At 70.8% G+C, this 22,450-nt stretch carries 22 protein-coding genes and 1 pseudogene; 13 read left to right on the top strand and 10 right to left on the bottom strand.

The features are described from left to right. Nucleotides 1-359: 359 nt before the first annotated feature. Complete coding sequence (locus KF840_09970; GenBank protein MBX3025225.1) at nucleotides 360-839, top strand: gamma-glutamyltransferase; 480 nt, start codon at nucleotides 360-362, stop codon at nucleotides 837-839. 41 nt (nucleotides 840-880) lie between these two features. On the opposite strand, the gene KF840_09965 is transcribed toward KF840_09970, so the two are convergent. Together KF840_09965 and KF840_09960 are read right to left on the bottom strand one after the other, a co-directional pair. Next, nucleotides 881-1,267, bottom strand: coding sequence for a hypothetical protein (locus KF840_09965; protein ID MBX3025224.1), 387 nt, complete (start codon nucleotides 1,265-1,267; stop codon nucleotides 881-883). Nucleotides 1,268-1,287: 20 nt separating this feature from the next. Continuing rightward, nucleotides 1,288-1,614 (bottom strand): hypothetical protein, encoded by a 327-nt coding sequence (locus tag KF840_09960; GenBank protein ID MBX3025223.1) that lies wholly within the window; start codon nucleotides 1,612-1,614, stop codon nucleotides 1,288-1,290. A gap of 384 nt (nucleotides 1,615-1,998) precedes the next feature. Between KF840_09960 and KF840_09955 the strand changes: the two genes are divergently transcribed. The 4 genes from KF840_09955 (at nucleotide 1,999) to KF840_09940 (ending at nucleotide 5,442) form a co-directional block, all read left to right on the top strand. Further along, the gene (locus KF840_09955; protein ID MBX3025222.1) at nucleotides 1,999-2,706 is read left to right on the top strand and encodes a hypothetical protein; all 708 of its coding nucleotides are present in this window, start codon (nucleotides 1,999-2,001) and stop codon (nucleotides 2,704-2,706) included. Beyond that, nucleotides 2,706-4,157 (top strand): hypothetical protein, encoded by a 1,452-nt coding sequence (locus tag KF840_09950; GenBank protein ID MBX3025221.1) that lies wholly within the window; start codon nucleotides 2,706-2,708, stop codon nucleotides 4,155-4,157. The genes KF840_09955 and KF840_09950 overlap by 1 nt, the downstream gene beginning before the upstream one ends. Nucleotides 4,158-4,535: 378 nt before the next feature. Next, the gene (locus KF840_09945; protein ID MBX3025220.1) at nucleotides 4,536-4,889 is read left to right on the top strand and encodes a hypothetical protein; all 354 of its coding nucleotides are present in this window, start codon (nucleotides 4,536-4,538) and stop codon (nucleotides 4,887-4,889) included. Between the two features lie 46 nt (nucleotides 4,890-4,935). After that, nucleotides 4,936-5,442 carry an NUDIX hydrolase gene (locus KF840_09940; GenBank protein ID MBX3025219.1) on the top strand — a complete coding sequence of 169 codons (507 nt, stop codon included), beginning with the start codon at nucleotides 4,936-4,938 and terminating at the stop codon, nucleotides 5,440-5,442. 6 nt (nucleotides 5,443-5,448) lie between these two features. On the opposite strand, the gene KF840_09935 is transcribed toward KF840_09940, so the two are convergent. Next, nucleotides 5,449-6,729: a HAMP domain-containing histidine kinase gene (locus KF840_09935; protein ID MBX3025218.1), complete on the bottom strand. Its 1,281-nt coding sequence runs from the start codon at nucleotides 6,727-6,729 to the stop codon at nucleotides 5,449-5,451. Between the two features lie 242 nt (nucleotides 6,730-6,971). Between KF840_09935 and KF840_09930 the strand changes: the two genes are divergently transcribed. Both KF840_09930 and KF840_09925 read left to right on the top strand, forming a co-directional pair. Further along, nucleotides 6,972-8,150, top strand: coding sequence for an acyl-CoA dehydrogenase family protein (locus KF840_09930; protein MBX3025217.1), 1,179 nt, complete (start codon nucleotides 6,972-6,974; stop codon nucleotides 8,148-8,150). Next, a complete protein-coding gene (locus tag KF840_09925) occupies nucleotides 8,147-9,019 on the top strand; it encodes a beta-lactamase-like protein 2 (GenBank protein MBX3025216.1) in 873 nt (290 codons plus the stop codon). The genes KF840_09930 and KF840_09925 overlap by 4 nt, the downstream gene beginning before the upstream one ends. Nucleotides 9,020-9,062: 43 nt before the next feature. Here KF840_09925 and KF840_09920 read toward each other — a convergent pair whose 3' ends face one another. After that, nucleotides 9,063-10,511 (bottom strand): MmgE/PrpD family protein, encoded by a 1,449-nt coding sequence (locus KF840_09920; protein ID MBX3025215.1) that lies wholly within the window; start codon nucleotides 10,509-10,511, stop codon nucleotides 9,063-9,065. Between the two features lie 229 nt (nucleotides 10,512-10,740). On the opposite strand from KF840_09920, the gene KF840_09915 reads away from it, so the two are divergent. The 6 genes from KF840_09915 to KF840_09890 all read left to right on the top strand — a co-directional run bounded on the left by KF840_09915 (nucleotide 10,741) and on the right by KF840_09890 (nucleotide 15,902). Beyond that, nucleotides 10,741-11,115, top strand: a complete 375-nt coding sequence (locus KF840_09915; protein ID MBX3025214.1) for a hypothetical protein — start codon at nucleotides 10,741-10,743, stop codon at nucleotides 11,113-11,115. A gap of 50 nt (nucleotides 11,116-11,165) precedes the next feature. Then, nucleotides 11,166-11,630, top strand: a complete 465-nt coding sequence (locus tag KF840_09910; protein MBX3025213.1) for a phosphatidylglycerophosphatase A — start codon at nucleotides 11,166-11,168, stop codon at nucleotides 11,628-11,630. Between the two features lie 47 nt (nucleotides 11,631-11,677). Next, nucleotides 11,678-12,955, top strand: coding sequence for a competence/damage-inducible protein A (locus tag KF840_09905; GenBank protein MBX3025212.1), 1,278 nt, complete (start codon nucleotides 11,678-11,680; stop codon nucleotides 12,953-12,955). Nucleotides 12,956-12,971: 16 nt separating this feature from the next. Further along, the gene (gene thpR, locus KF840_09900; GenBank protein MBX3025211.1) at nucleotides 12,972-13,526 is read left to right on the top strand and encodes an RNA 2',3'-cyclic phosphodiesterase; all 555 of its coding nucleotides are present in this window, start codon (nucleotides 12,972-12,974) and stop codon (nucleotides 13,524-13,526) included. Between the two features lie 106 nt (nucleotides 13,527-13,632). Further along, on the top strand, nucleotides 13,633-14,697 hold the full coding sequence (gene recA, locus KF840_09895; GenBank protein ID MBX3025210.1) for a recombinase RecA: 1,065 nt from the start codon (nucleotides 13,633-13,635) through the stop codon (nucleotides 14,695-14,697). Nucleotides 14,698-14,747: 50 nt separating this feature from the next. Then, complete coding sequence (locus KF840_09890) at nucleotides 14,748-15,902, top strand: PilT/PilU family type 4a pilus ATPase (GenBank protein ID MBX3025209.1); 1,155 nt, start codon at nucleotides 14,748-14,750, stop codon at nucleotides 15,900-15,902. 79 nt (nucleotides 15,903-15,981) lie between these two features. Here the strand turns inward: KF840_09890 and KF840_09885 are convergent, their stop codons facing one another. From KF840_09885 to KF840_09860, 6 genes and pseudogenes are all read right to left on the bottom strand, one after another. Then, nucleotides 15,982-17,541 (bottom strand): alginate export family protein, encoded by a 1,560-nt coding sequence (locus KF840_09885; GenBank protein ID MBX3025208.1) that lies wholly within the window; start codon nucleotides 17,539-17,541, stop codon nucleotides 15,982-15,984. 132 nt (nucleotides 17,542-17,673) lie between these two features. Then, nucleotides 17,674-19,397, bottom strand: a pseudogene (locus KF840_09880) (nitrate ABC transporter ATP-binding protein). An 11-nt stretch (nucleotides 19,398-19,408) separates the two neighbouring features. Next, on the bottom strand, nucleotides 19,409-20,197 hold the full coding sequence (gene ntrB / locus KF840_09875) for a nitrate ABC transporter permease (protein ID MBX3025207.1): 789 nt from the start codon (nucleotides 20,195-20,197) through the stop codon (nucleotides 19,409-19,411). Further along, complete coding sequence (locus KF840_09870; GenBank protein MBX3025206.1) at nucleotides 20,194-21,477, bottom strand: ABC transporter substrate-binding protein; 1,284 nt, start codon at nucleotides 21,475-21,477, stop codon at nucleotides 20,194-20,196. The genes ntrB and KF840_09870 overlap by 4 nt, the downstream gene beginning before the upstream one ends. An 11-nt stretch (nucleotides 21,478-21,488) precedes the next feature. Next, nucleotides 21,489-21,932 carry a Rieske (2Fe-2S) protein gene (locus KF840_09865; GenBank protein MBX3025205.1) on the bottom strand — a complete coding sequence of 148 codons (444 nt, stop codon included), beginning with the start codon at nucleotides 21,930-21,932 and terminating at the stop codon, nucleotides 21,489-21,491. Next, a complete protein-coding gene (locus KF840_09860) occupies nucleotides 21,926-22,432 on the bottom strand; it encodes a 4Fe-4S dicluster domain-containing protein (GenBank protein ID MBX3025204.1) in 507 nt (168 codons plus the stop codon). The genes KF840_09865 and KF840_09860 overlap by 7 nt, the downstream gene beginning before the upstream one ends. Nucleotides 22,433-22,450: the final 18 nt, after the last annotated feature.

Below are 22,450 nucleotides of genomic sequence, written 5' to 3'. Positions count from 1 at the left end.
TCGCGTACCACCCGCTGCAGGACGCCGCGCTCGGGATGGCGGCGCACGCAGATCCGCCGGCCGCGGCCGGGCGGCGGCCGGCGGGAGGATGGCTGCCGGGACAATGAGCGCTCTCCGCGCGGGATCGCCATGGGAGGCCGGGCCGGGGCGATTCGCCGCCCGCCATCCATGATGGGGTACAACGCGGCCAACGACGGATGGCTCGGGGGCAACGACTGCAACGTTCGCCTTCTCGAGCCCGACCACCGTGCGGCGCGCCCGGCGCCGCCCATGCCGCCGCCAGCCCGCGAGCCCGATGACCACCCCGTCTGCGTGGTCCATACGGGTCGCGCCCGCCGCGCGCCTGCCAGGCATTGAAGATGCCGCGGCACTCGTCCCCGCAGCACACGCCGACGATCGTGATCGGGCCTCGGGCGTGGGCGCCCTCCAGGAGCGTCGCCGGCGTATGGGCGAGCTCGCCGAAAGCGAGCGCTCGGAATCGGCGATGGTGGTGCCGTCGACGCTGGCCGACACGTGCGCCCAGCCGCAGTAGGTCAGGTACGGCTGGACGTGGTGGTCGATGCGTCGCCGGCAGCATCGACGGCGGCGACAACGCGCAGGAGGCGATCGAGCGCTCGCGCTTCAACGTTCTCGGCGGCGAGCGCGTCGCCCTGGAATCGGCGCTGGCGGCGGCGATCGGCGCCGACCTGGCGCGCCGCGGCCACGTCGTCGAGGACGAATCGGCGGCGCTGCTCGCCGGTGGCTTCGGCGGCGCGCAGGCGATCGCCATCGATCCCGACCGCGGCGCGTACTGGGGCGGCTCCGATCCGCGCAAGGACGGCTGCGCGATCGGCTTCTGACGACCGGCGTCATTTCGAGGAGGTTGGCGTCGGGCGCGCGGTCACTGGGGCGGTCGGAGGGTCTCCGGCGCGCCACTGGCCGCCGGCGCCGGCGCGCGGTTGCCCTCGACGATGATGCTCTGCGGCAGGATCACGCCGGCGAAGATGACGGTGTAGATGAAGCCGGCGACGAGATCCTCGAAGCTGTCCTGTTGCAGGATGCGCGCTTCGACCAGCTTCTCGTTCTCGATGATGTACTTCGGCTCGTCTGCCGGGCTGAGCGGGAAGAGGCCCCAGGCGCCGTACCACTTCTGATACTTGCGGCTCACCTGCACGGGGGCGGATTCGGAGAGCAGGCGGACGTGCGGCGGCGGCGGTGGGGCTTCACTACGCACGGCGAAGCAGCCGGAACAGAACGTGAGCGCGGACAGGGCCGTGGCGGTGGCCACGCGCGGCCGTCTGGCGGCGCTCATGGGTTGCCCTCGACGATGAGCGTGCGGCGAACGATGGAGATGATCGAGGTGAACGGATTGGTGAGCATCTCGAACCCCGTCTGCTTGGTGGTGTAGCGCACCTCGCGCAACCCGAAGACCTCGATGTCCTGCCGCGTGGTGTTGTCGGAGATCGGCCGATCACCCCACATCCAGTACCAGACGGTGCGGTCCACCTTGACGCTCGCTGGCGCATCGGCCGGCAGGATGCGCACCTCGCGCCCCTCCGGCGCCACCAACTTCACCGCGCCGCAGTCACTCAGCAGCAGTGCTCCGAGCACGCTTCCAGCGATTGCTGATCGCATCGACCGCATACCCTCCTCCACCGGGGTCGTCTCCGGGCGGCACAAACGGTACCGAAGCGAAGCCGAACAGCAAGGCAGAAAATGCAGGACGTGTTGCCGCGGCGGGTGCGCCGTGGCTCCCCCCCTCGATGGTCGCGGCGGCGTCGGGCGCAGGCCCGCTGCCGGGCGCTGTCCTCGTCTCGCCGCCGGAGACCTGCCCTGCGCCATGCGCGTGCGCGGTCGCGTTGTCATCGTCGAGACGGTTGGCGAGAGACGGTTGGCGAGCGTTGACAGCGACACGGATGCCCCATACGCAGGGCGGCAGACGCGGGGATGACGACGGCTCGGGGGAACGCTGGCGCGGCAGACGATTCGCCACGCGCGAGCTGGCTCCGCGATGCGCGATTGGCGTTCGTCCTGCTCGGGATCGAGGGCATCGTGCTCGTCATCTGGCAGATCCATGCCGGAGCCAACCCGTGGACGATCGCGTTCGCCCCGACCCCGTTCGATCATCCACTCGCCGTCTGTCGGGGCGGGCTGCTGCTGGCAACGGTGTGGGCCCTGCTCGCCCTCGGCCCCCGCCGACGGCTCGGGGTCGGGCTCCTCGTCGTCGCCGTCTTCTCGTCGTCGGCGCTCGCCCTTGCGCTGTACGTGCCGGCATTCCTGCTGGCGACGGCGACCGTCGGCGCCTGCTATCCGCGCGACGCGGCGGCGCAGCGCCGGGGCCGGATCGCCGGCTGGTCGCTGTTGGCCGTGACGGCGGCACTGCTGGCGCCGCCCCGGCGCGACCCCCCGCTGCCGGTCCTCGCGCCGCAGAGAGCCGCGGCGTGGCTCGAGCGTGACAACCCGTTTCGCGCCCATTGGGAAGCGGCCAACTGGTCGGCCCTCGAACGCGCCAACGGCACCCTCGGCGCCGGCACGCTGCTGCGCGCCGAGCTGGAGCACCGCCTGGGGAAGACGGCGAAGGCCCTGGACACGTTGGCCGCGGTGCGATCGACGAACGCCGACCCGGAGACGCAACGGCGCGCGGCGATCCTGTTCGCGGCGTGGGCGAAGGAGGGCGGGTTCCGAGTCAACCCGCCCCTCCCCGCGGCGACGCCGGCGACGCCGTGATGCCGGCGGCTCGCTCGCGCGCGCTCCCCTCCCGCCTCGCCGGCGATGCGCTCCTGGCGTGCGGAATCTTCGCGCTGGGCGCCCTGGTCTGGCACACCATGCGCCTGCAGAACGACGGCTTCTGGTCGCTGGCCACCGGCGACTGGCTGCTCGCGCACCGACGGCTCCCCGATCGCGATCCCTTCAGCTTCGCCTCGAGCAGCGACGCGTGGGTCGTCAACATGTGCGCCTATCAGATCGCGATGGCCCTCGCCGCGCGAACGATCGGGCTCGGCGCGGTCCTGCTGCTGAACACCGCCGCCTACGTCGGCGCCCTGCTGCTGTTCGTCCTCCCGTACGCGCGGAGTTGGGTCGCCCGCGGCGTCGGTCTCGCGTTGTGTGTCGTCCAGGTTCTGGTCGAACACGATCTCCTCACCGCGCGCGGAAAGAACTTCGGCGACCTCGCCTTCGCAGGCCTGTTCCTCTGGTCGTGGCGGCTGCGCGACGGCGCTCGCTTCCGCTGGTACGTCCCATTCGCCATCGGCGTCTTCTGGGTGAACAGCCATCCGTCCTTCATGCTGCTCGCCGCGGTGCCGATGGCATTCTGGGCCCTCGGCCAGCTCGACGACGCGGGCGATCGCGTCCCCCTGCGGCCATTCGTGGCAACCGCGGTCTTGGGCATGGCCGCCACCCTGCTGAACCCCAACACGATCCACGCCATCCCCGACGCGCTGACTCTCTACTGGGGGCGCACCACCGCGCACATCGATCAGTTCCGTCCGCCCGACTTCGCGCGACCAGAGTGGTTCGGCGCGCTCGCGCTGAGCGTCGGCATCATCGTCGCCAGGGCGTTCTGGGGCGACGCGCGGCACCGCCATTCGGAAGTCGCCCTGCTGGTCGTCGCCCTCGTCGGCGCGCTGGTCGCGCGCCGCCACGCGACGTTCCTCTTCGGCATCCAGACCGCGATCCTGTGCAGCCAGATCGACCGACGGCAGTGGGGCAGCGCGACGACCGCGCCGCGCTGGTGTCGCCCCGCGGCGCCGGTTGCCGCGCTCGCGCTGCTCCTGGCGGGCATGGCGCTGGCGACCGCGAAGAAGGATCCGCTCGCGGATGCCCCGGTCGCGAGCGCCGAGTTCATCGCCGAGCACGGCCTTCCCGACCGCGTCTTCAACAGTTACACGTTCGGCGGCTACCTCGACTGGGCGTGGCGGGGCGAGCGGCGCACCTTCTGGGACGGGCGGAACAATCTGTTCGAGAACGGAGCGTTCTTCGACGCCGCGCGGCTCGAACAGGCCGCCCCGGGCTACGAGACGATCCTGGACACCTACGAGATCAGGACCGTTCTCGTGCATCGCGACATGGGCCTCGCGCGCGCGCTGGCGGCCGACGAGCGGTGGCAACTGGCCTTCACGGATCGCGTCGGCGCGGTGTTCGTGCGGCGAAACCCCGCCGTGCCGAGTTGGGACGACTGAGCCTGCGAAGCGGACCGCCGGCGAAGCGCTGCCGCGGGTTGGGCGACCCTCCAACAGGCGATGTCGAGTTGGTCGGCGCCCGGACAGCGCGGTCGGGCCGCTCAGCGCCCCCCCAGTGACGCCATTGCGAGCCGCTGGCGCGGCGGAGCGCGACGATGCGGGCGTTCGCGTTCGCCCATTCGGGCGCGCCCCGAGGTATCGCGGGCCAGCCACATGCCATGCGGCGGCGGCGAATTCCTGCCATGGCAGCCGCCCGCCGCGCGCGGCGGAATTGTCAGGGCAACGGGGAAGGCGGCTTGCGCCAGCCGTGACGCCGGGCGCGCCTCGCCGGCTGGCATTCCGGTTGCTCAGAGAGAAAGGCAACGTACGAGCGAGCACATGAGACTGTCACTCGTCCATCACCAACCGCACACCAATCGAGTCAGCGTGCGCGTCTGGCGCCTCGCTTCCGGCGGCCCGCAGTGGCTCTACACCTACGCCGGCACCATCGATCAGGGGGTGCTGGGCAGCGTGATGCAGACGATTCGCCGGCTGACCGAAGCCGTGCCGGGCGAATGGATCGTCGACGTGCTGATCGTCGGCATCGACCATGGGCTGCTGCGGGCGATCCAGGATGACCTGCACGCGCTGCGCGACAAGGGCGTCCAGCCCTGCCTGCGCCACGCGCGGCGGCGCGGCGCATGGATGCGCCGGCCGGCGTCGCCGGCGGGCGCCCCGCCGCTGCTCCACTGACCTCGTCCGGTCGTTCGACCTCCCGTCGCCGTGCTAGCGATGGGGCATGGGCGAGGTCTTCCGCGGCCGCATCATCACGGTCAACCAGGACGAAGTGACGCTCCCGAACGGCGGCCGCGCCACTCTGGACATCGTGCACCATCCGGGCGCTGCGGCGGTGGTCGCCCTCGACGCCGAGGGCGCCGTCGTCCTGCTGCGCCAGTACCGCCATGCCGCCGGCGGCTTCATCTGGGAAGTACCGGCGGGCACGCTCGGCGCCGGCGAGGCGCCGGCGGCGTGTGCCCGTCGCGAGCTCGAGGAGGAGACCGGGCTCGTCGCCGCGCGGTGGACGCCGCTCGGCAGCATCGTCACCACGCCGGGGTTCTGCGACGAGCGCATCCATCTCTTCCTGGCGCGCGAGCTGCGCGAGACCGCGGCGGCGTTGGAGGACGACGAGGTGCTCACCGTGAGTCGCGTCCCGCTGGCGAGCGCCCTGGCGATGGTGGCGCGGGGCGAGATCGAGGACGCGAAGTCGATCGCGGCGCTCTACCGGGCCCAGGTCGCGCTCGGCTGACGCGGATCAGGCCGCGGTCGCGGCGGGAGCCGGCAACGGCATCGCGTTCACCTGCTCGGCGGCGATCGGCAGCCGGACCACGAAGCAGGTGCCGCGGGTGTGATCGTGGTCGAGGTCGATGCTGCCGCCCATGGCGCGGGCCAACGCATCGGCGATGTGCAGCCCGAGGCCGCTGCTGCGACGGCCGCCGCTCGCGGTGCCCGCCTGGAAGGAATCGAACAACCCCGCTTCGCGTTCCGGGCTGATGCCGGGGCCGTCGTCGGCGACGCGCACGGCGAGCGCATTGCCGTCGACCGCGGTGCGGACGCTCACGGTGCCGCCGGCAGGCGTGAACTTGATCGCGTTGTCGAGGATGTTCCCGAGGCAGCGCTCCGCCTGTATCGGATCGATCCAGGCCTGCGGCAGCGCCGGCGCCGTCTCGCGGTCGAGACGCACGCCCTTGAGGTCGCAGGCCGGCGCGACGGCGTCGAGCAGGTCGTCGACGATGCGGGTCAACGACGTGCGCTGCGGGAGGGCGCACAGACCGCGCAACTCCAGCTTGCCGAGGTCGAGGAAGTTGAGGGTCAGGGCCTCCATCCGGCGCAGGCTGACCATGATCTGCGCGGCGAGCTCGCGCGCCGGGTGGGCGTCGCGGGCGAGGCGGTCGTAGAGCATCGTCGCCGACTCGCTGGCGACCCACAGCGGCTGCTTGAGATCGTGGGTGATCGCCTGCAGCAGCTCGGTGCGCGCCGCGGCGCGCTGCTTGGCGGCGGCGACCGCGATCTGGCCGCGGCGCACCCGGTCGACGAAGAAGCCGTAGAACGTGCCGGTCAGCAGGAAGAACGGCAGGCGCAGGAGGATCGACGGTTGCATCAACTCCTGGACGCCGTAGCGCGCCAGCAGGAAGGCGAGATAGGCGCCGCTGGTGATGAGCGGCGACAGCAGGCTCAGGGCGGTGCGGTCGGTGATCGACGCGAGCAGGATGACGGTGAAATAGAAGACGAAGACGTCCGTGTTCGCGTCCGGAATGAGCGACAGGGCGAAGGAGATGGCGGCGGTGTCGGTGAGGATCAGGCCGACGTCGAATCCGGCCCGCGCCAGGATGCGGGACGGCATCAGGGCGACGACGATGTTGCTGGCGAGGTAGAGGACGACGAAGGCGGTGAGGGCGGGCGGCGGTGCCGAATCACGGGTGCTGAAGATGAGCAGGTAGCCGATCGCCAGCGTCAGCCCGGTGCGGACGAGAACCAGCAGACGGCGCTTCTCGCTCTGTGGGTTCGCTTCGCTCGTCGTGCTGACATCCGTCATCTGGCACACCTCCCGCCGGGATACTTTGCACGTAACGTGCCCGCGGCGCCGGGATCGCGATGATGGTCCGCCCGCGCCGCCGGCCACGCGTCGCCTGGTGGCGGGATGTGGCGGACGCCGTGCGTTCGCTGCGAAAGCGCCAAACGAGTGACACCGTGGCGGCGGTGCGAATCCCCGCCCGGCGCCATGTCGCGCCCCCACCACGTTGACCACCCGGGGGACGTTGGATAGCGAGGAGGCGGATGGATCTGGCGTACTCTCCCGCCGAGGAGCGCTTCCGCAGCGACCTGCGCGCCTGGCTGGAGGCCAATCCGGCGCCCCCGGAGCCGGAGGAGCTCGGCGCCTGGGTCGCCCAGGGCAAGGCCTGGCAGCGCCGGCTCTACGAAGCGGGCTGGTGCGGCGTCCACTGGCCGAAGGCGTACGGCGGCCGCGGCGCATCGCTGATCGAGCAGATCATCTTCCAGGAGGAGATGGCGCGGGTCGGGGCGCCGCAGCTCATCAACCTCGCCGGCCTGACCATGGGCGGGCCGGTGCTGATCGCGCACGGCAGCGAGGAGCAGAAGCGGCGCCACCTGCAGGCGATCCTCTCCGCGGAGGAGATCTGGTGCCAGGGATTCTCGGAGCCCAACGCCGGCTCCGACCTGGCGGCGCTGCGGACGCGCGCCGTGGTCGACGGCGACGACTTCATCGTCACTGGCCAGAAGGTATGGACGAGCTTCGCGCGCTATGCCGACTGGTGCATGCTGCTGGCGCGGACCGACGTCGAGGCGCCGAAGCACAAGGGCATCACCTTCCTGCTGGTCGACATGCACAGCCCCGGCGTCACCGTGCGGCCGCTGCGACAGATCAACGGCGACGAGGACTTCAACGAGGTCTTCTTCGCGGACGTGCGGGTGCCGCGCCGCAACGTCGTCGGCGCCGTGAACGGCGGGTGGGACATCGCCATCACCACCCTGATGCACGAGCGGCAGACGCTGACCTACAGCCGTCAGTTGCAGTCGCGGGTGGCGCTCGAGCAGTTGCTCGCCCTGGCGCGCCGCTGGCCGGCGGCAACGCCGCTGGCGCGCCAACCGCTCGCGCGCCAGCAACTGGCCGCGGCGGTGATCGACAGCGCCGCGATGCGCCATACCGCGTTGCGCCATCTCACCGCCGTCCTGCGCGGCGGCACGCCGGGACCGGAGGGATCGATCGAGAAGCTCTTCTGGAGCGAGATGTACCAGCGCATGCTGGAACACGCGGTCGCGCTGCTCGGCCCGCACGGGCAGCTCCTGCGCGGCTCGGCGCACGTCGTCGACGAGGGTCGCTGGCCGCACCTCATGCTCTACTCGCGCGGTCGCACGATCGCCGCCGGGTCGTCGGAGATCCAGCGCAACATCATCGCCGAGCGGGTGCTCGGCCTGCCGCGACAGCGCAGCGCATGAACGACCGGCCGACGCGCGTCGTCACCGACAGCATGATCGGGCTCGACATGCCCGACATCGCCGTCTGGTCGGACCGGGTCACGGTGGTGCTGGGCCAGAACCCCGGGCCGTTCACCGGGCCCGGCACCAACACCTATCTGATCGGCACCGGGTCGCGGCCGCTGCTGCTCGACACCGGACAGGGCCTGCCGCCGTACCTGCCGTTGCTCGAGCGCGCCGTCTTCGAGACCCGCGGCGGCGCGGCGCCGGAGCGCATCGTGCTGACCCACGGCCATGCCGACCACATCGGCGGCGTCGCCGGGATCCGCGGCCGCTTCGGCCCGCTGCCGGTGTCGAAGAAGCCGTGGGACAAGCTCGACGGCGGGCTCGACGTTGACCCGATCGACGACGGCGGCGAGCTCCGCACCGAGGGCGCGACCTTGCGGGCGCTGTGGACGCCGGGCCACGCCTGGGACCACCTCTGCTGGTACATGCCGGAGGAGCGGGCCCTGTTCACCGGCGACGTGGTGCTCGGCGCCGGCACCACCGTCATCCCGCCCGACGGCGATCTCGGCGACTACCTGCAGTCGCTGCGCCGCCTGCTCGCGCTGGACGTGGCGGTCATCTACCCGGCGCACGGACCGGCGATCCACACGCCGCGCGCCAAGATCGAGTCGTATCTCGCCCACCGCGCGCTGCGCGACCAGCAGATCCTCGACGGTCTGGCCGGCGGCGCGCAGGCGGTCGCCAGCCTGGTGCGCCGGATCTACACCGACGTGCCCGAATTCCTCCACGCCGCCGCCGCGATGTCGGTCACCGCCCACCTGCGCAAGCTGGAGCGCGAGGGCATGGTGGCGCGGGACGGCGAGCGGTGGGAGCTGAAGCCGTAGCCGGTGGAGGCCTGGGGTCGGAAACCCACCAGCCCGTCTTCCGTCAGCTCTTCTCCGAGCAGCAGAGCCGCGCCAGCTCGCGCAACTGGGCGGCGTTCGCATCCTCCAGGTGATGGACGATGTCGATCGCCTTCTCCATGCGCTCCTTGCGCAGCGTGTACCGGGTCTCGCGGCGGAACTTGTCCTCGACCGCCTTGCGGCGATCGTCGAACGGCCGCGCGCCGCTGCCACTGGGCACGTCCTGCTCCATTTCGAAGCTGCGGCCGCCCTCGAGCTCGATGCGCACGCGGGCGCCGATCGTCGCCTTGTAGGCGTTGAGATCGACGGTGCCGAGATCGAACAGATTCGCGGCGCTGCCGTCGTCGCCGACGACCCGCAGCGGCGAGCGCTCGCGCCCCCGGCGCGCCAGCGCCTCGTCCAGCGACAGGCGCACCTTGCCCGCCAGCTCCCAGATCGCCGCGTTGCCGATGCGGTCGCGCCCGAACTGGCGCGGCGAGAGCTCGCGCTCGACCAGCGCCGCCGCCACCGGATAGGCGACCGACTGGGTGAGCGTCACCGGCAGCGTGTCGCTGCCGCGGACGAACGGCGCCGAGCGCCCGTCCATCGCCAGCGCATGCGGCCCCGCGCCGACGTGGATCGCATACACCTTGCGGGCGTCGATGTGGTGCTGCCGCGTCAGTCCGAGCACACAGTCGATGATCGATGCCAGGAACAACGACCCCGGATAGATCTTGTACCCCAGGCTCTCGGTCAACCAGTGGGTCCCGAGTCCGGAAAACGCCCCGAGCAACGGCGGCCGGTCGAGGCGGCGGAACAGACCGCCGTCGCCCTCCAGGGGGTCGGATGCGCCGCGCACGCCGCTGGCGGCGAATTCGGCGGCCTGCACCCCCACCGGCGCGGTGAGCGCCGCGGCGAGGATGCGCGCCTCGGAGCCGTACGCGGCCGAGGGTGGCATGGGCCCCGCCTGCGCCAGCGCCAGGCCGAGCGCGTGCTCGGTCTGTGCCGCGTCGAGCTTGAGCAGCGAGGCGGTCAGGACCGCCCCGCCGGCGAGGTGGACATAGCCGGCCAACGCCGGCTCCGGCACCGCGAGCGAGGTGGCGAGGCCCAACCGGCCACCGATCTCGTTGACCGCCACCTGGGCGACCAGGAAGTCCGGCCCGCCAGCCCCCACCTTCTCAGCCATCGCCAGGGTTCCGAGGACCGCCGTCGCCCCCGTCCGGGCGCCGAAGAGGTAGTCGTCATAGTCGAGCGCCAGCCCCAATGCCGCGTTTCCGGCGATGGCCGCCTGGACGCCCGTCCGCTCGCCAGACGGGATGAGCGTCGCCTCCTTGCTGCCCGACCATTCCTTGACGGTGCGGCTGATCACCCGTCCCGAGTCGCTGAAATGACCGGCATGGACAGCCGCGATCATGCCCAGCACCTGGTTCTTCGCTTCTTCGAGAACGCGTCGCGGCACGGCCTGGGGGGTCACCCCCGCAACCCATTCCGCCACGCGACGCACGATCGTGCCGGTACTCATCTCTACCCCGCTCAACGGTGGCGCACTCTAGCGGAAAGACCGCCGGCGATGCCAGCGGACCTCGCCGCCGCTCAGCCGGGGGGTCATGCCAACTGACAACAGGCTCACATATGTACCTGGTAAATTTGCATTGTATCGCGAGATATGACGTCTTGTATCTCCAAATTTACTCCGTATCCTACGCCGAAGGGGAGTGCATGAAATGGCAGCCAAGAAGCGACAGGTGAAACGAGGTGAGATCGGGCCGGAGATCTTCGCGCAGATCGAGAAGATGGTCGCGGCCGAGAAGATCGGACGCACCGAGGCGTTCCGGCGGCTCGCCAAGACCACGGGTCGGCAGGCCGGCACCGTCGCCGCCAATTACTACCGCATCGCTCGCCGCAAGGGCGCCAAGCTGGCGCCGCGCCGCCGGCGCATCGCGGGCGGGCGGTCCGGGGCAGCGCACGGTGTCGTTCAGCGCGCAGCGGCGGCGCTGGAAGAGGTGGCGGGCGTGATCCGCAAGCTCGAGGAGCAGATCGCGGAGCTGCGGCGCGAGAACCAGCGCGTCGCGGCGATTCGCCGTCTCGTCTCGCGTTGAGTGGGACGCCGCCCGGCGAGCTCCCACGGGCGACGGAGGCGGCGCCGCTGATGCGCCGTCTGATGCTATTCATCGCCTCGGGTGGATTCGTCGGATATATACCCTTCGCCTCGGGCACCTTCGGGACGCTCGTCGCGATCCCGCTGTTCTGGTGGTACGAGCCGCTGCGCCACCACTCGGTCGCCCTGTATCTGCTGGCCTACCCGCTGATGGTGGCGGGCGCCTGCTGGGTCGCGGGGCGTACCGAGGCGCTGCTGCAGGAGCACGACAGCCACAAGATCGTGATCGACGAGATCGTCGGCTACCTCGGCGCGACGCTCTTCCTGGCGCCGACCTGGGAGCACACGCTGCTGGCGTTCTTCGTCTTCCGCGCCCTCGACGTGATCAAGCCGTACCCGGCGGGATGGATCGACGAGCACATGCCGGGCGGCGCCGGGGTGGTACTCGACGACGTCGTGTCGGGATTGTACAGCAACCTCGTCACCCGCCTGATCGCAGCCTGGCTGTTGACCTGACCGCTGGCGCCACGGGCGCGCGCGGCGGGTCGGAACGAGGAACCGACATGCGCGCCGTCATTCTCAGCACCGGCGATGAGCTCACGACCGGCCGGACGCTCGACACCAACGCCCACTACATCGCCGATCAACTGATCGCGATCGGCATCGACGTCGTCGGCATGCTGGTGGTCGGCGACTATCCGGAGCGCATCGCCTGGGCGTGGCGCCAGGCGTTGTCGCAGGCCGACGTCATCCTGTGCACCGGCGGCCTCGGGCCGACCGCCGACGACCTCACCACCGAGACCGTCGCCGCGGTCGCCGGCGTGCCGCTGCGCATGGACGCGGCGGTCGCCGACCGCATCCGCCAGATGTTCGCCGCCATGGGCCGCGCCATGCCCGAGAACAACCTGAAGCAGGCGCTCTTTCCCGAGGGGGCGACGATCATCCCCAACCCGCTCGGCACCGCGCCCGGCTTCCGGCTGGCGATGGCGAGCGACCACGGCCCGGTGCACGGCATCGTCATGCCCGGCGTGCCGCGGGAGATGAAGCAGATGCTCGCCGACACGGTCCTGCCGTGGCTGCGCAGCGCGCGCGGCGGCGTCGACGAGTACCGCAGCCACACCTTCCAGACCTTCGGGATCAGCGAATCGGCGCTCGACGAATTGGTCGCCGGCGCGGTCGATCCGACCGAGGCGCGGCTGGCCTTCCGCGCCGCCTTTCCCCAGATCTCGGTGCGGGTCACCGCCCAGGGCCCGCCGGGCGAGGTCGACCGCCGGCTCGAGGCCGCCGCCGCCGCGCTGCGGGCGCGCATCGGCGGCTATGCCTACGGCGAGGGCAACACCACGATGGAGGCGGAGGTGGGCAAGCTGCTCACCGCCGCCGGGGCCACCCTCGCGGTCGCCGAGTCGTGCACCGGCGGCCTGATCGGACATCGCATCACCGATGTGCCCGGCAGCTCGGCGTACTTCCTCGGCGGCGTCGTGGCGTACAACAACGCGGTGAAGCGCGCGGTCCTCGGAGTGCGGAAGGAGACGCTGGTGGAGCACGGCGCGGTCAGCGTCGAGACCGCGGAGGAGATGGCGCGCGGCGTGCGGCGCGCGCTCGGTGCCACCCTCGGCCTCGCCACCACCGGCATCGCCGGCCCCGACGGCGGCAGCGCGGACAAGCCGGTGGGCACGGTGTGCATCGCCCTCGACGGCCCGCGGGGCACGAAGAGCCGCCGCTATCAGCTCTGGGGGACGCGCGATTGGGTGAAGCTGCTCACCTCCCAGATCGCCCTCGACTGGGTGCGCCGCGTGCAGCTCGGCGAGGATCCGACGGAGTCGGCGATCCTCAAGCGATGACGCGATCGCCCTGCCGATGCGCGCGTTTCTCGCTCTCGAGCCGGCGCCCGACGTGCGGGCGCGGCTGGCGGCGGTCACGGCCGAGCTGGCGCGCCATCGCGCCGCGGTGCGCTGGGCGCGCGACGATCAACTGCACGTGACGGTGAAGTTCCTCGGCGACGTCGAGGACGCCGCGCTCGACGCGCTGCGCTCCGCGCTGGCCGCCGCCCTCGCCGGCACCGCGCCGCTCGCCGCCGAGGTGCGCGGTCTCGGCGCCTTCCCCGATCTGCGGCGGCCGCGCGTGCTGTGGGCGGGCGTCGAGTGCGCCGCCCTCGCGGCGATCGCGCCGGCGATCGACGCCGCCGCGGCCGCCGTCGGCGTCGCCCCCGAGGCGCGTCCGTTCCACGCCCACGTCACCCTCGGTCGGGTCCGGGACGCCGCGCTCGGCCGCGCGCTGCGGCACGAGATCGAGGCGCGCGCGCAGGCGGCGTTCGGCGCCTGCGTCTTCCGCGAGCTCGCCGCGTTCCGCAGCGACTTGCGCCGCGACGGTGCGCTGTATACGAAGCTGTGGTCGATCCCATTCGGAGGATAGAGCGGTGACCTCGATGCGCGGCCGCCTTTGCGCAGCCGGCGGGAGCGCGCGTATGGGACGAGACGTCCGACGGTCCCGCCCGTCGCCGTCGTAGAGGAGAGCGACCATGGCCATCGACAGCAATCGCGAGCGCGCGCTCGATCTCGCCGTCAGCCAGATCGAGAAACAGTTCGGCAAGGGCGCCATCATGAAGCTCGGCGACAACGCCGCCGCGCCCGACGTGCCCGTGATCTCCACCGGCTCGCTCGGTCTCGACGTCGCGCTCGGCGTCGGCGGTCTGCCGCGCGGCCGCGTGGTCGAGATCTACGGGCCGGAGTCGTCGGGCAAGACGACGCTGGCGCTGCAGGCCATCGCCTGCGCCCAGCGCGACGGCGGCACCTGCGCCTTCGTCGACGCCGAGCACGCGCTCGACGTCGGCTACGCGCGCAAGCTCGGCGTCAAGATCGAGGATCTCCTCATCGCCCAACCCGACAACGGCGAGCAGGCCCTGGAGATCGCCGAGACCCTGGTGCGCAGCGGCGCCATCGACGTGCTGGTCGTCGACTCGGTGGCGGCACTGGTGCCGCGGGCCGAGATCGAGGGCGAGATGGGCGAGCCGCAGATGGGCCTGCAGGCGCGCCTGATGTCGCAGGCCCTGCGCAAGCTCACCGGCACCATCGCCCGCTCGCAGACGATCATGATCTTCATCAACCAGATCCGCATGAAGATCGGCGTCATGTTCGGCAACCCCGAGACCACCACCGGCGGCAACGCCCTCAAGTTCTATGCGTCGGTCCGTCTCGACATCCGCCGCGTCGGCGCGATCAAGCAGGGCGAGACCGTCGTCGGCAGCCGGACCCGGGTCCGGGTAGTGAAGAATAAAGTGGCGCCCCCGTTCAAAGAGGCCGAGTTCGACATCCTCTATGGGGTCGGGATCTCCCGCGAAGGCGAGCTGATCGACCTTGGCACGGATCGTGGACTGATCGAGAAGAGTGGGGCGTGGTACTCGTTCGGCGGAGAGCGCATCGGTCAGGGACGGGAGAACGCGAAGGAGTTTCTCCATGAGCATCCCGAGATCGCGTCGCAGATCGACCGCCAGTTGCGGGCCCAGCTCGGCGTCGGCGGCGGTGGTTCGGCGGCGCCGGCCGCGGCGGAGCCCGAGGTAAAGAAGGCGAGCAAAGCCAGTTCGTAGCGTCGACGCCCAGGCGGCTGGCTCGGCGCTCGACGGAGGAACAGCGAGCGATGGAGCTGAACGACATCCTGGCCGAGGCGATCCGCAACGACGCATCGGACGTGCTGCTGAAGGCGGGCGTGCCGCCCGCCTTTCGCGTCCGCGCCGACTTCCTGCCGCTGGAGGGCGCCGCGCCGCTCGACGGCCCGACGCTGGAGCGCATCGTCGACGGCGTGCTCGACGACAACCGCCGGCGCAAGCTGGTGCACGATCTCCAGGTCGATCTCGCCTATTCCCACCCCGACCTCGGCCGCTTCCGCGTCAACATCTTCCGCCAGCGCGGCTTCCTCAGCCTGGTCATCCGCGTCATCCCGACCAAGATCCGCAACGTCGCCGAGCTCAACCTGCCGCAGTCGGTCGAGCGCCTGGCGACCGAGCGCCGCGGGCTGATCCTGGTCACCGGCACCACCGGCAGCGGCAAGAGCACGACCCTGGCGGCGCTGATCGACTACATCAACCGCACCCGGCAGTCGCACATCATCACCATCGAGGATCCGATCGAGTACGAGCACGGCGACCGCATGAGCTTCGTCAACCAGCGCGAGGTCGGCTACGACGCGCTCGACTTCCCGTCCGCCCTCAAGTCGGCGCTGCGCCAGAATCCGGACGTGATCCTGGTCGGCGAGATGCGCGACCTCGAGACGATCGAGACGGCGATCCTCGCCGCCGAGACCGGCCACCTGGTGATGAGCACCCTGCACACCCTCGACGCGCAGGAGACGATCACCCGCATCATCTCCGTCTTCCCCGAGCACCAGCGCGATCAGGCGCGGCTGATCATCGCCAGCGTGTTGCGCGGCATCGTCTCCCAGCGCCTGATCCCGCGCGCCGACGGCCTCGGCATGGTGCCGGCGGTGGAGGTGCTGATCGCCAGCGCGCGGGTGAAGGAATACGTCGCCGACAAGACCAAGACGCGCGACCTGCACGACGTCATCGCCCAGGGTCACACGTCGTACGGCATGCAGACCTTCGACCAGTCGCTGATGGCGCTCTTCCGCTCCGGTCTCATCAGCTACAACGAAGCGCTGATGCACTGCTCGAACCCGAGCGATTTCGAGCTCAAGGTCCGCGGCATCGCCTCGACCAGCGACGCCCGCTGGGACAACTTCGAGAAGAGCGACGGCGGCGACGACCGCGGCGCCAGTCTGGATATCGAGCGTTTCTGAAGATGAGTTTCACCGCAGAGACGCTGAGACGCGGAGACCCTCCGGCCCCCGCGCCTCAGCGTCTCTGCGGTGAATAGTCTCAGAAGCTCAAGAGAACTTCCAAGAATCCGTAGTTCCCATCCCGCCCCGCATAGGCGGCGTTGATCACGCCCTGGCCCCAGGCATGGGCGTAGAAGCCGTTCACGGTCATGAAGGCGGTCGGGCGAACGGTCAGCATGAAATGCAGCAGGTAGGCGAGCTCGTTGCGCCCCTTGCCGTTGATGCCGCTGTAGCCGAAGAGGTCGTTCTTGGTGGCGCCGCCGCCGGCGTACGCGAGGTCCTGGCTGGCGTTGAGGCGCAGCCAGTGACCATCGAGGCGGAAGCTCACCATGGGGTCCGGGTCGAGGATCCACTGCAGGAAGACGTCCTGGTTGTTCATCATGTTGTAGAAAGGGAACTGTGCGTACAGCCAGGCCGTCGGCAACAACTGGAAGAAGGTGCCGTGGGTGCCATCGTTGGGATCGGTGTCGCCCGACCCGCTGTCGATGCCGAGCCGCATCCACGGCTTGGCCCACACGTCCATCAGCCGGTACCCGGCCTCGACGCCATACGCCCAGGCACTCTGGGTGAGATCCTGGTAGTTGCCGAACTGTCCGAAGCCGTAGGCCAGGCCGTCGGCAATGCCGGGCCCGAGCGGCTGCAAGCGCGCCGCATGGGCGCCCAGGGTGTGGATCTGCGAATGCTCGCCGATCGCCGCCTGGCGCACCGGCAGCGGCCGGTTGTCGACGTAGAGGACGTCGCGCTGATCGCCGTAGTAGTACCAGAACAGGCGGGCGATCGTCGGGCCGAGGAGCTGAGACTCCTTCAGGTTCGCCACCAGGCCGCCGAGCGTGATGTCGAGCTGGCGGTTGGCGTCGACCTCGTAGCCGCCGAAGGTCGGCACGAAGCCGAAGCCGGTGAAGTTGAAGAGCGCGGTGTCGTAGCCGACGTGGCCGCCGTCGAAGCTGCGGCCGACGTGCGTGTAGTCGAACGGTCCGATCAGGCGTTGGCCGATGCGGTTGAGCTGGATCCATCTCAGGTTCGGCGCCGTCGCCGGGACGTCGAGCCCGTCGCTGTACAGCAGGCGTCCGGCGCGGCCGGAGATCGGCTGGTCGAGAATGCGCTTGGTGGCGATCCAGGCGTTGCGCAGGATGGCCCCGTTCTGCAGGCTGCGGTGGGTGTTGGCGTAGTAGACGGCACCGACGCCGACGCCGTTGTCGGGCACGTTGGCGATGGTCGAGTCCTGGAACTGGACGAACAGCTCGTAGGGATCGCGGGTCACGCGCACGCCGAGCTGAAACTTGTTGCCGAGGAAGTTGTAGCGGTAGTTGGGGTTGGGACCGTTCGGCGGCGTCGCGAACCAGTCGACGAATTCGCCGCGGATGCGGTTGGCGATCTCGAGCCGGACGGTCGACCCGTACGGGCCGGCCAGCGAGAGCGGCGGCACGGCCATCGGCAACGGCGGCGGCGCCGGTGGGGCGACGGGCGGCGGCGAGACCGCGGTCGCGCCGCCGGCCGGCGGGCTGGCGGGCTGTCCGGCCGCCTCACTGGCCGCCAACGCCAGCGTCAGCAACGCGATCACCCCCCGGCGACGGACACCGCGCCCGCTCGCTCCATTCATGGTCGTCCTCCTCTCCAACGCCTCGGATCCGTCTCGCGGCACACGAGTGCCATGGCGCCGCCTACGCCTGCCGGCGTCGCGCCGACCCGCCGCAACTCGCCTCACCCGTGCGCGGGCGATCTCGCGGCCTCGCTACAGCCCGGCGTTCGACGCCGCGGCGCGCCCGCGCCAGACGCGCAGCCGCCGCGGCGCCCCCGGCGCGGACGCCGCGTCACGCGCCGCCGGAGCGCCATGTGCCGCGCTGGGCTCCGCCGCCGGCGAAGGCGGCGCCGGCTCGCCGCCTTCGAGGAACGCCAGCAGGTGATCGCGCGCCTGGTAGTACGCCGGATCGGCGAGCGCCGCCGCCCGCCGCCGCGGTCGCGCCAACGGCACCACGAGTTGGTCGCCGATCGTCGCCGCCGGGCCGCTGGTCATCATGACGATGCGGTCGGCCAACAGGAGCGCCTCGTCGACGTCGTGCGTCACCATCAGCACGGTCGTCCGCCGCTGCTCCCAGAGCCGTGTCAGCTCGTCCTGCAGCTCCATGCGGGTGATCGCATCGAGCAGGCTGAACGGCTCGTCGAGCAGCAGCACCTTCGGCTCGAGCGCGAAGGCGCGCGCGATGCCGACCCGCTGCCGCATGCCGGCCGAGAGCTCCGCCGGATACCGGTCGGCCGACGCGTCGAGCCCGACCAGGCGCAGGCATTCGGCGGCGCGCGCCAGGCGGGCGGGACGCGGCGCCGCCGGCATCACCTGGTCGACGGCGAGCAGTACGTTGTCGCGCACGCTCAACCAGGGCAGCAGCGCCGGCGATTGGAAGACCACCCCGCGATCGAGCCCCGGGCCATCGATCTCACGCCCGGCGATCACCACTCCGCCGTCGCTCGCCTCGGTGAGCCCCATGACGATCGACAACACCGTCGACTTGCCGCAGCCCGAGTGGCCGATGAGACAGATGAACTCGCCCTCGGCGATGCGCAGGGAGAAATCGCGCACGATCACCGCTTCGCCATCCGCCGCCGGATAGCGCTTGCCGAGTTGCGACAGCTCGAGAAAGCGAGCGTTCACGACGCCACCATCCTTCCCGCCGCCGCCTGCCCGCCGGAGGCGTGCGGCGCGCCGAGGAAGTCGACCACGGCGCGGCGCACCGTCTGGTAGCCGGGATCGAGGCTGAGACGCCGGCGCACCCGCGGCCGGGCGATGTCGACCGCGATGCCGGCGCCCAGGCGGGCCCCCGGCCCGCGCGAGAGCGGATGGATGCGGTCGGCGAGCAGGATCGCCTCCTCGACGTCGTTGGTGATCATCACCACCGTCTTGCGCTCGCGGCTCCAGATGCGCGCCAGCTCGTCCTGTAGCGTGGCGCGGGTGAGCGCGTCGAGGGCGCTGAACGGCTCGTCGAGCAGCAGCAGGCGCGGATTCATCGCCAGCCCGCGCGCCACGGCGACCCGTTGGCGCATGCCGCCCGAGAGCTCGTGCGGCCGCTTGTGCGTCGCCGGCGTGAGGTTGACCAGCGCGATCAGCTCCTCGACCCGGCGCCGCCGGTCGGCCCGCGGCAGCGCCGCCGATACCGCGTCGACCGCCAGCGCGATGTTCTCGTAGACGGTCATCCAGGCCAGCAGCGAGTAGCTCTGGAAGACGATGCCGCGGTCCGGTCCCGGCTCGCGGATCGGCGCGCCATCAAGGAACAGCTCGCCGGCGTCCGGCGCGTGCAGGCCGGCGATGAGCGAGACGAGGGTGCTCTTGCCGGCGCCGGAGCAGCCGACGATGCAGACGAATTCGCCTTCGTCGACCTCCAGGTCGAGACCGTCCAGGACCGCCACCCGCCCCGTCGCGGTGGCGAACGACTTGCTGACGTTGCGGACGCTCAGAAACGCCATCGCCGCCCCCGTCACGCCGTCTGGAAGCGCCGTTCGACGACGCTCATCAGGCGATCGAGCAGGAAGCCGATGACGCCGATGGTGATCATCGACAGCAGGATGTGCGAGTAGACGAGGCTGTTGTACTCCTGCCAGAGGAAGCCGCCGACGCCGGGCGCGCCGGTGAGCATCTCCGAGGCGACGATCACCAGCCAGGCGATGCCGAGGGACAAGCGGTAGCCGGTGAAGATGTAGGGCAGCGTCGCCGGGATGATGATCTTGCGCAGCATCGTCGGCCCGGACAGCCGCAGCACGCGGCCGACGTTGATGTAGTCCTGGCTGATGCCGCGCACGCCGACGGCGGTGTTGATCACCGTCGGCCACATGGCGCAGACGGCGATGGTGAACACCGCCGCCGGCTCGGAGCTGCGGAAGACGATCAACCCGAGCGGCAGCCAGGCGAGCGGCGAGATCGGCCGCAGCACCTGGATGATCGGGTCGAAGAGGCGATGGAAGGTGCTCGACAGCCCGAGCAGGAAGCCGAGCGGCGTGCCGATGGCGATCGCCAGCAGAAAGCCCTTGGCGACGCGCACCAGGCTGAGCACCGCGAAGCGGCCGATGCCCTGGTTCATCTCGCCGTCCTTGAAGAACGGTCGCACGATGTAGTCGCGCGATTCCTGCCAGGTGCGCAGCGGCGAGGGCAGATCGGGCGCGACGGTGTGGCTGAGCGCGGCCCAGAACGCCAGCACCAGGCCGACACCGACCAGCGGCAGCGCGACCACGGCGACATTGGTTCGGCTTCTCACGATGCCCTCCTTCAGGCCAGGTTGTGGACGGTGAAGCTCGTGGCGTAGGTCTCGGGATCCTTCGGGTCGAACGCGACGCCGTCGAAGAAGACCTCCCCCCGCAGGTCTGCGGCCGGCGCCGCGATGCCCATCTGCCTGGCGACCTCGCGATAGATGTCCGGCCGGTGCACCCGATCGACGATGGCGGTGTACTCGACCTCCGGGCCGACCATGCCCCAGCGGCGGAACTGCGACAGCCACCACAGGCCGTGCGATTTCCAGGGAAAGTTGGTGTCGCGGTCGGCGAAGGTCATGTAGCGCGGATCCTGCTCACTGCGACCGTCGCCGTAGTCGTACCGGCCGAGGAGACGACCGAGAATGATCTGCGGATCGCAGTTGATGTACTGCGGCTTCGCCACCACCTCGGCGACGTGCGGGCGGTTGTCGAGCTGATCGATGTACTGGCTCGCCTCGATCACCGCTCGCATCACCGCCCGCACGGTCTTCGGGTTGCGCTCCGCGAACTCGGCGGTGAAGGCCAGCACCTTCTCCGGATGGTCCGGCCAGATCCGTTGCGTCGTGCAGGCGGTGAAGCCGATGCCGTCGGCAATGGCGCGCGCGTTCCACGGCTCGCCGACGCAGAAGCCCTGCATCTTTCCCACCTTCATGTTGGCGACCATCTGCGGCGGCGGCACGGTGATCAGCGTCACGTCCCGGTCCGGGTTGATGCCGCCGGAGGCCAGCCAGTAACGCATCCACATGGCGTGCGTTCCCGGCGGGAAGGTCATCGCGAAGGTGAGCGGGCTTCCCGCCCGCTTGGCCTCGTCGACCAGCGGCTTGAGATCCGCCGGGGCGCGCACGCCCTTGTCGCGCAGGGTGTCGTCGAGGGTGATCGCCTGGCCGTTGTGGTTGAGGCAGAGGGGGATGATCATCGGCTTCTTCGGCGCGCCGAGCAGGCCCATGGTCGACGCGTAGGGCATGCCGTAGAGCATGTGCGTCGCCTGGTTCTCGCCCAACGTCAGGCGATCGCGGATCACCGCCCACGACGCTTCCTTGGAGATCGTCGAATCGATGCCGTGCTTCCTGAACAGGCCGAGCTCGTGCGCCATGACGATCGACGAACAGTCGGTGAGGGCGATGATGCCGATGCGCACCTGCGGCGCCTCCGGCCCGTCGTCGGCGTAGACGCCGCCGACCCAGCCGCGCGGCATGCCGGCCAACAGCAGGCCGGCGGCGCTGGCCGAGGCGTGGAGAAAACGTCGGCGCGAGACCGGGGTCGCGAGCGGGGACGGCGGCGGGGAAGCGGTGCGTGGCATGGGACTCTCCTTCACACGGGTGCGAGCACCGCCGCCGTGAGACCGCGGCGCGGCGGGCCGAACAGGACGCGCCCGCTGCGGGCGTCGAACGCGGCGTGGTGGCAGGGACATTCGAAGCGGCCGTTGGCGGCCGACCAGACGACCGGACAGCCGAGGTGCGGACAGCGGCGATCGAAGGCGACGACCTCGTCGGCTGACAGCCGCACGACCAGCGCCTGGCCGCCCTCGCGTGCATCGACGGCCCGTGCCTCGCCGGCGGCGAGGCCGGCGGTGTCGATCGGGGCCAGGGTGAGCGGCGTCGACGCCGCCTGCTCGCCGCGGCGCGCCAGCCATTCCCCGCCGGCGACCAGCAGCGCCGCGCAACCGGCGACGCCGAGGAAACGGCGGCGGTCGAGACGGCGCTCCGCGTCGACGCGCAACGGAAAGGCGCTCGCGGACTGGTCGCGGTTCACCATAGGGCCTCCTCGAGTTGCTGCTCGGCGCGCGAGCGGGGCGGCGTCAGCGCGCCGGCAATGGGCAGCAGGTCGGCGTGCCCCGGCGCCATGAGGTGGTTGCGCGTGCGCACCGCCTGCTCGCCGAACAGGACGTGGTTGAGCGGCCGCGCGCGGCGCAGGTCCTCGACCTCCTCGCGCGTGCCATAGAACAGCGCCCCGGACGGACAGACGGTGGCGCACATCGGCTTCTGCCCGATCGCGGTGCGGTCGTAGCAGAGGTCGCACTTGCGCATCAGGTGTTGCTCGGCGTGGAGCTTCGGCACCCCGAAGGGACAGGCGAGGGCGCAGTTGCCGCAGCCGATGCAACGCTCCGCCATGGCGCCGAGGACGACGCCGTCGGCGTCGATCTTGATCGCGTCGGCGGGACAGACGCTGGCGCAGGCCGGCTCGGCGCAGTGCATGCACACGGTCGGCGCCGTCCGCACCGAGGTGGCGCGGCTCGTGTACTCGATGTGAATCATCGAGTAGCCGCCGTGTCC

This window comes from bacterium (assembly GCA_019637795.1).
Lineage (GTDB): Bacteria > Desulfobacterota > Binatia > HRBIN30 > CADEER01 > JAHBUY01.
The sequence above is the reverse complement of the archived record's forward strand: the minus strand, read 5'-3'. Positions and strand labels throughout refer to the sequence as shown.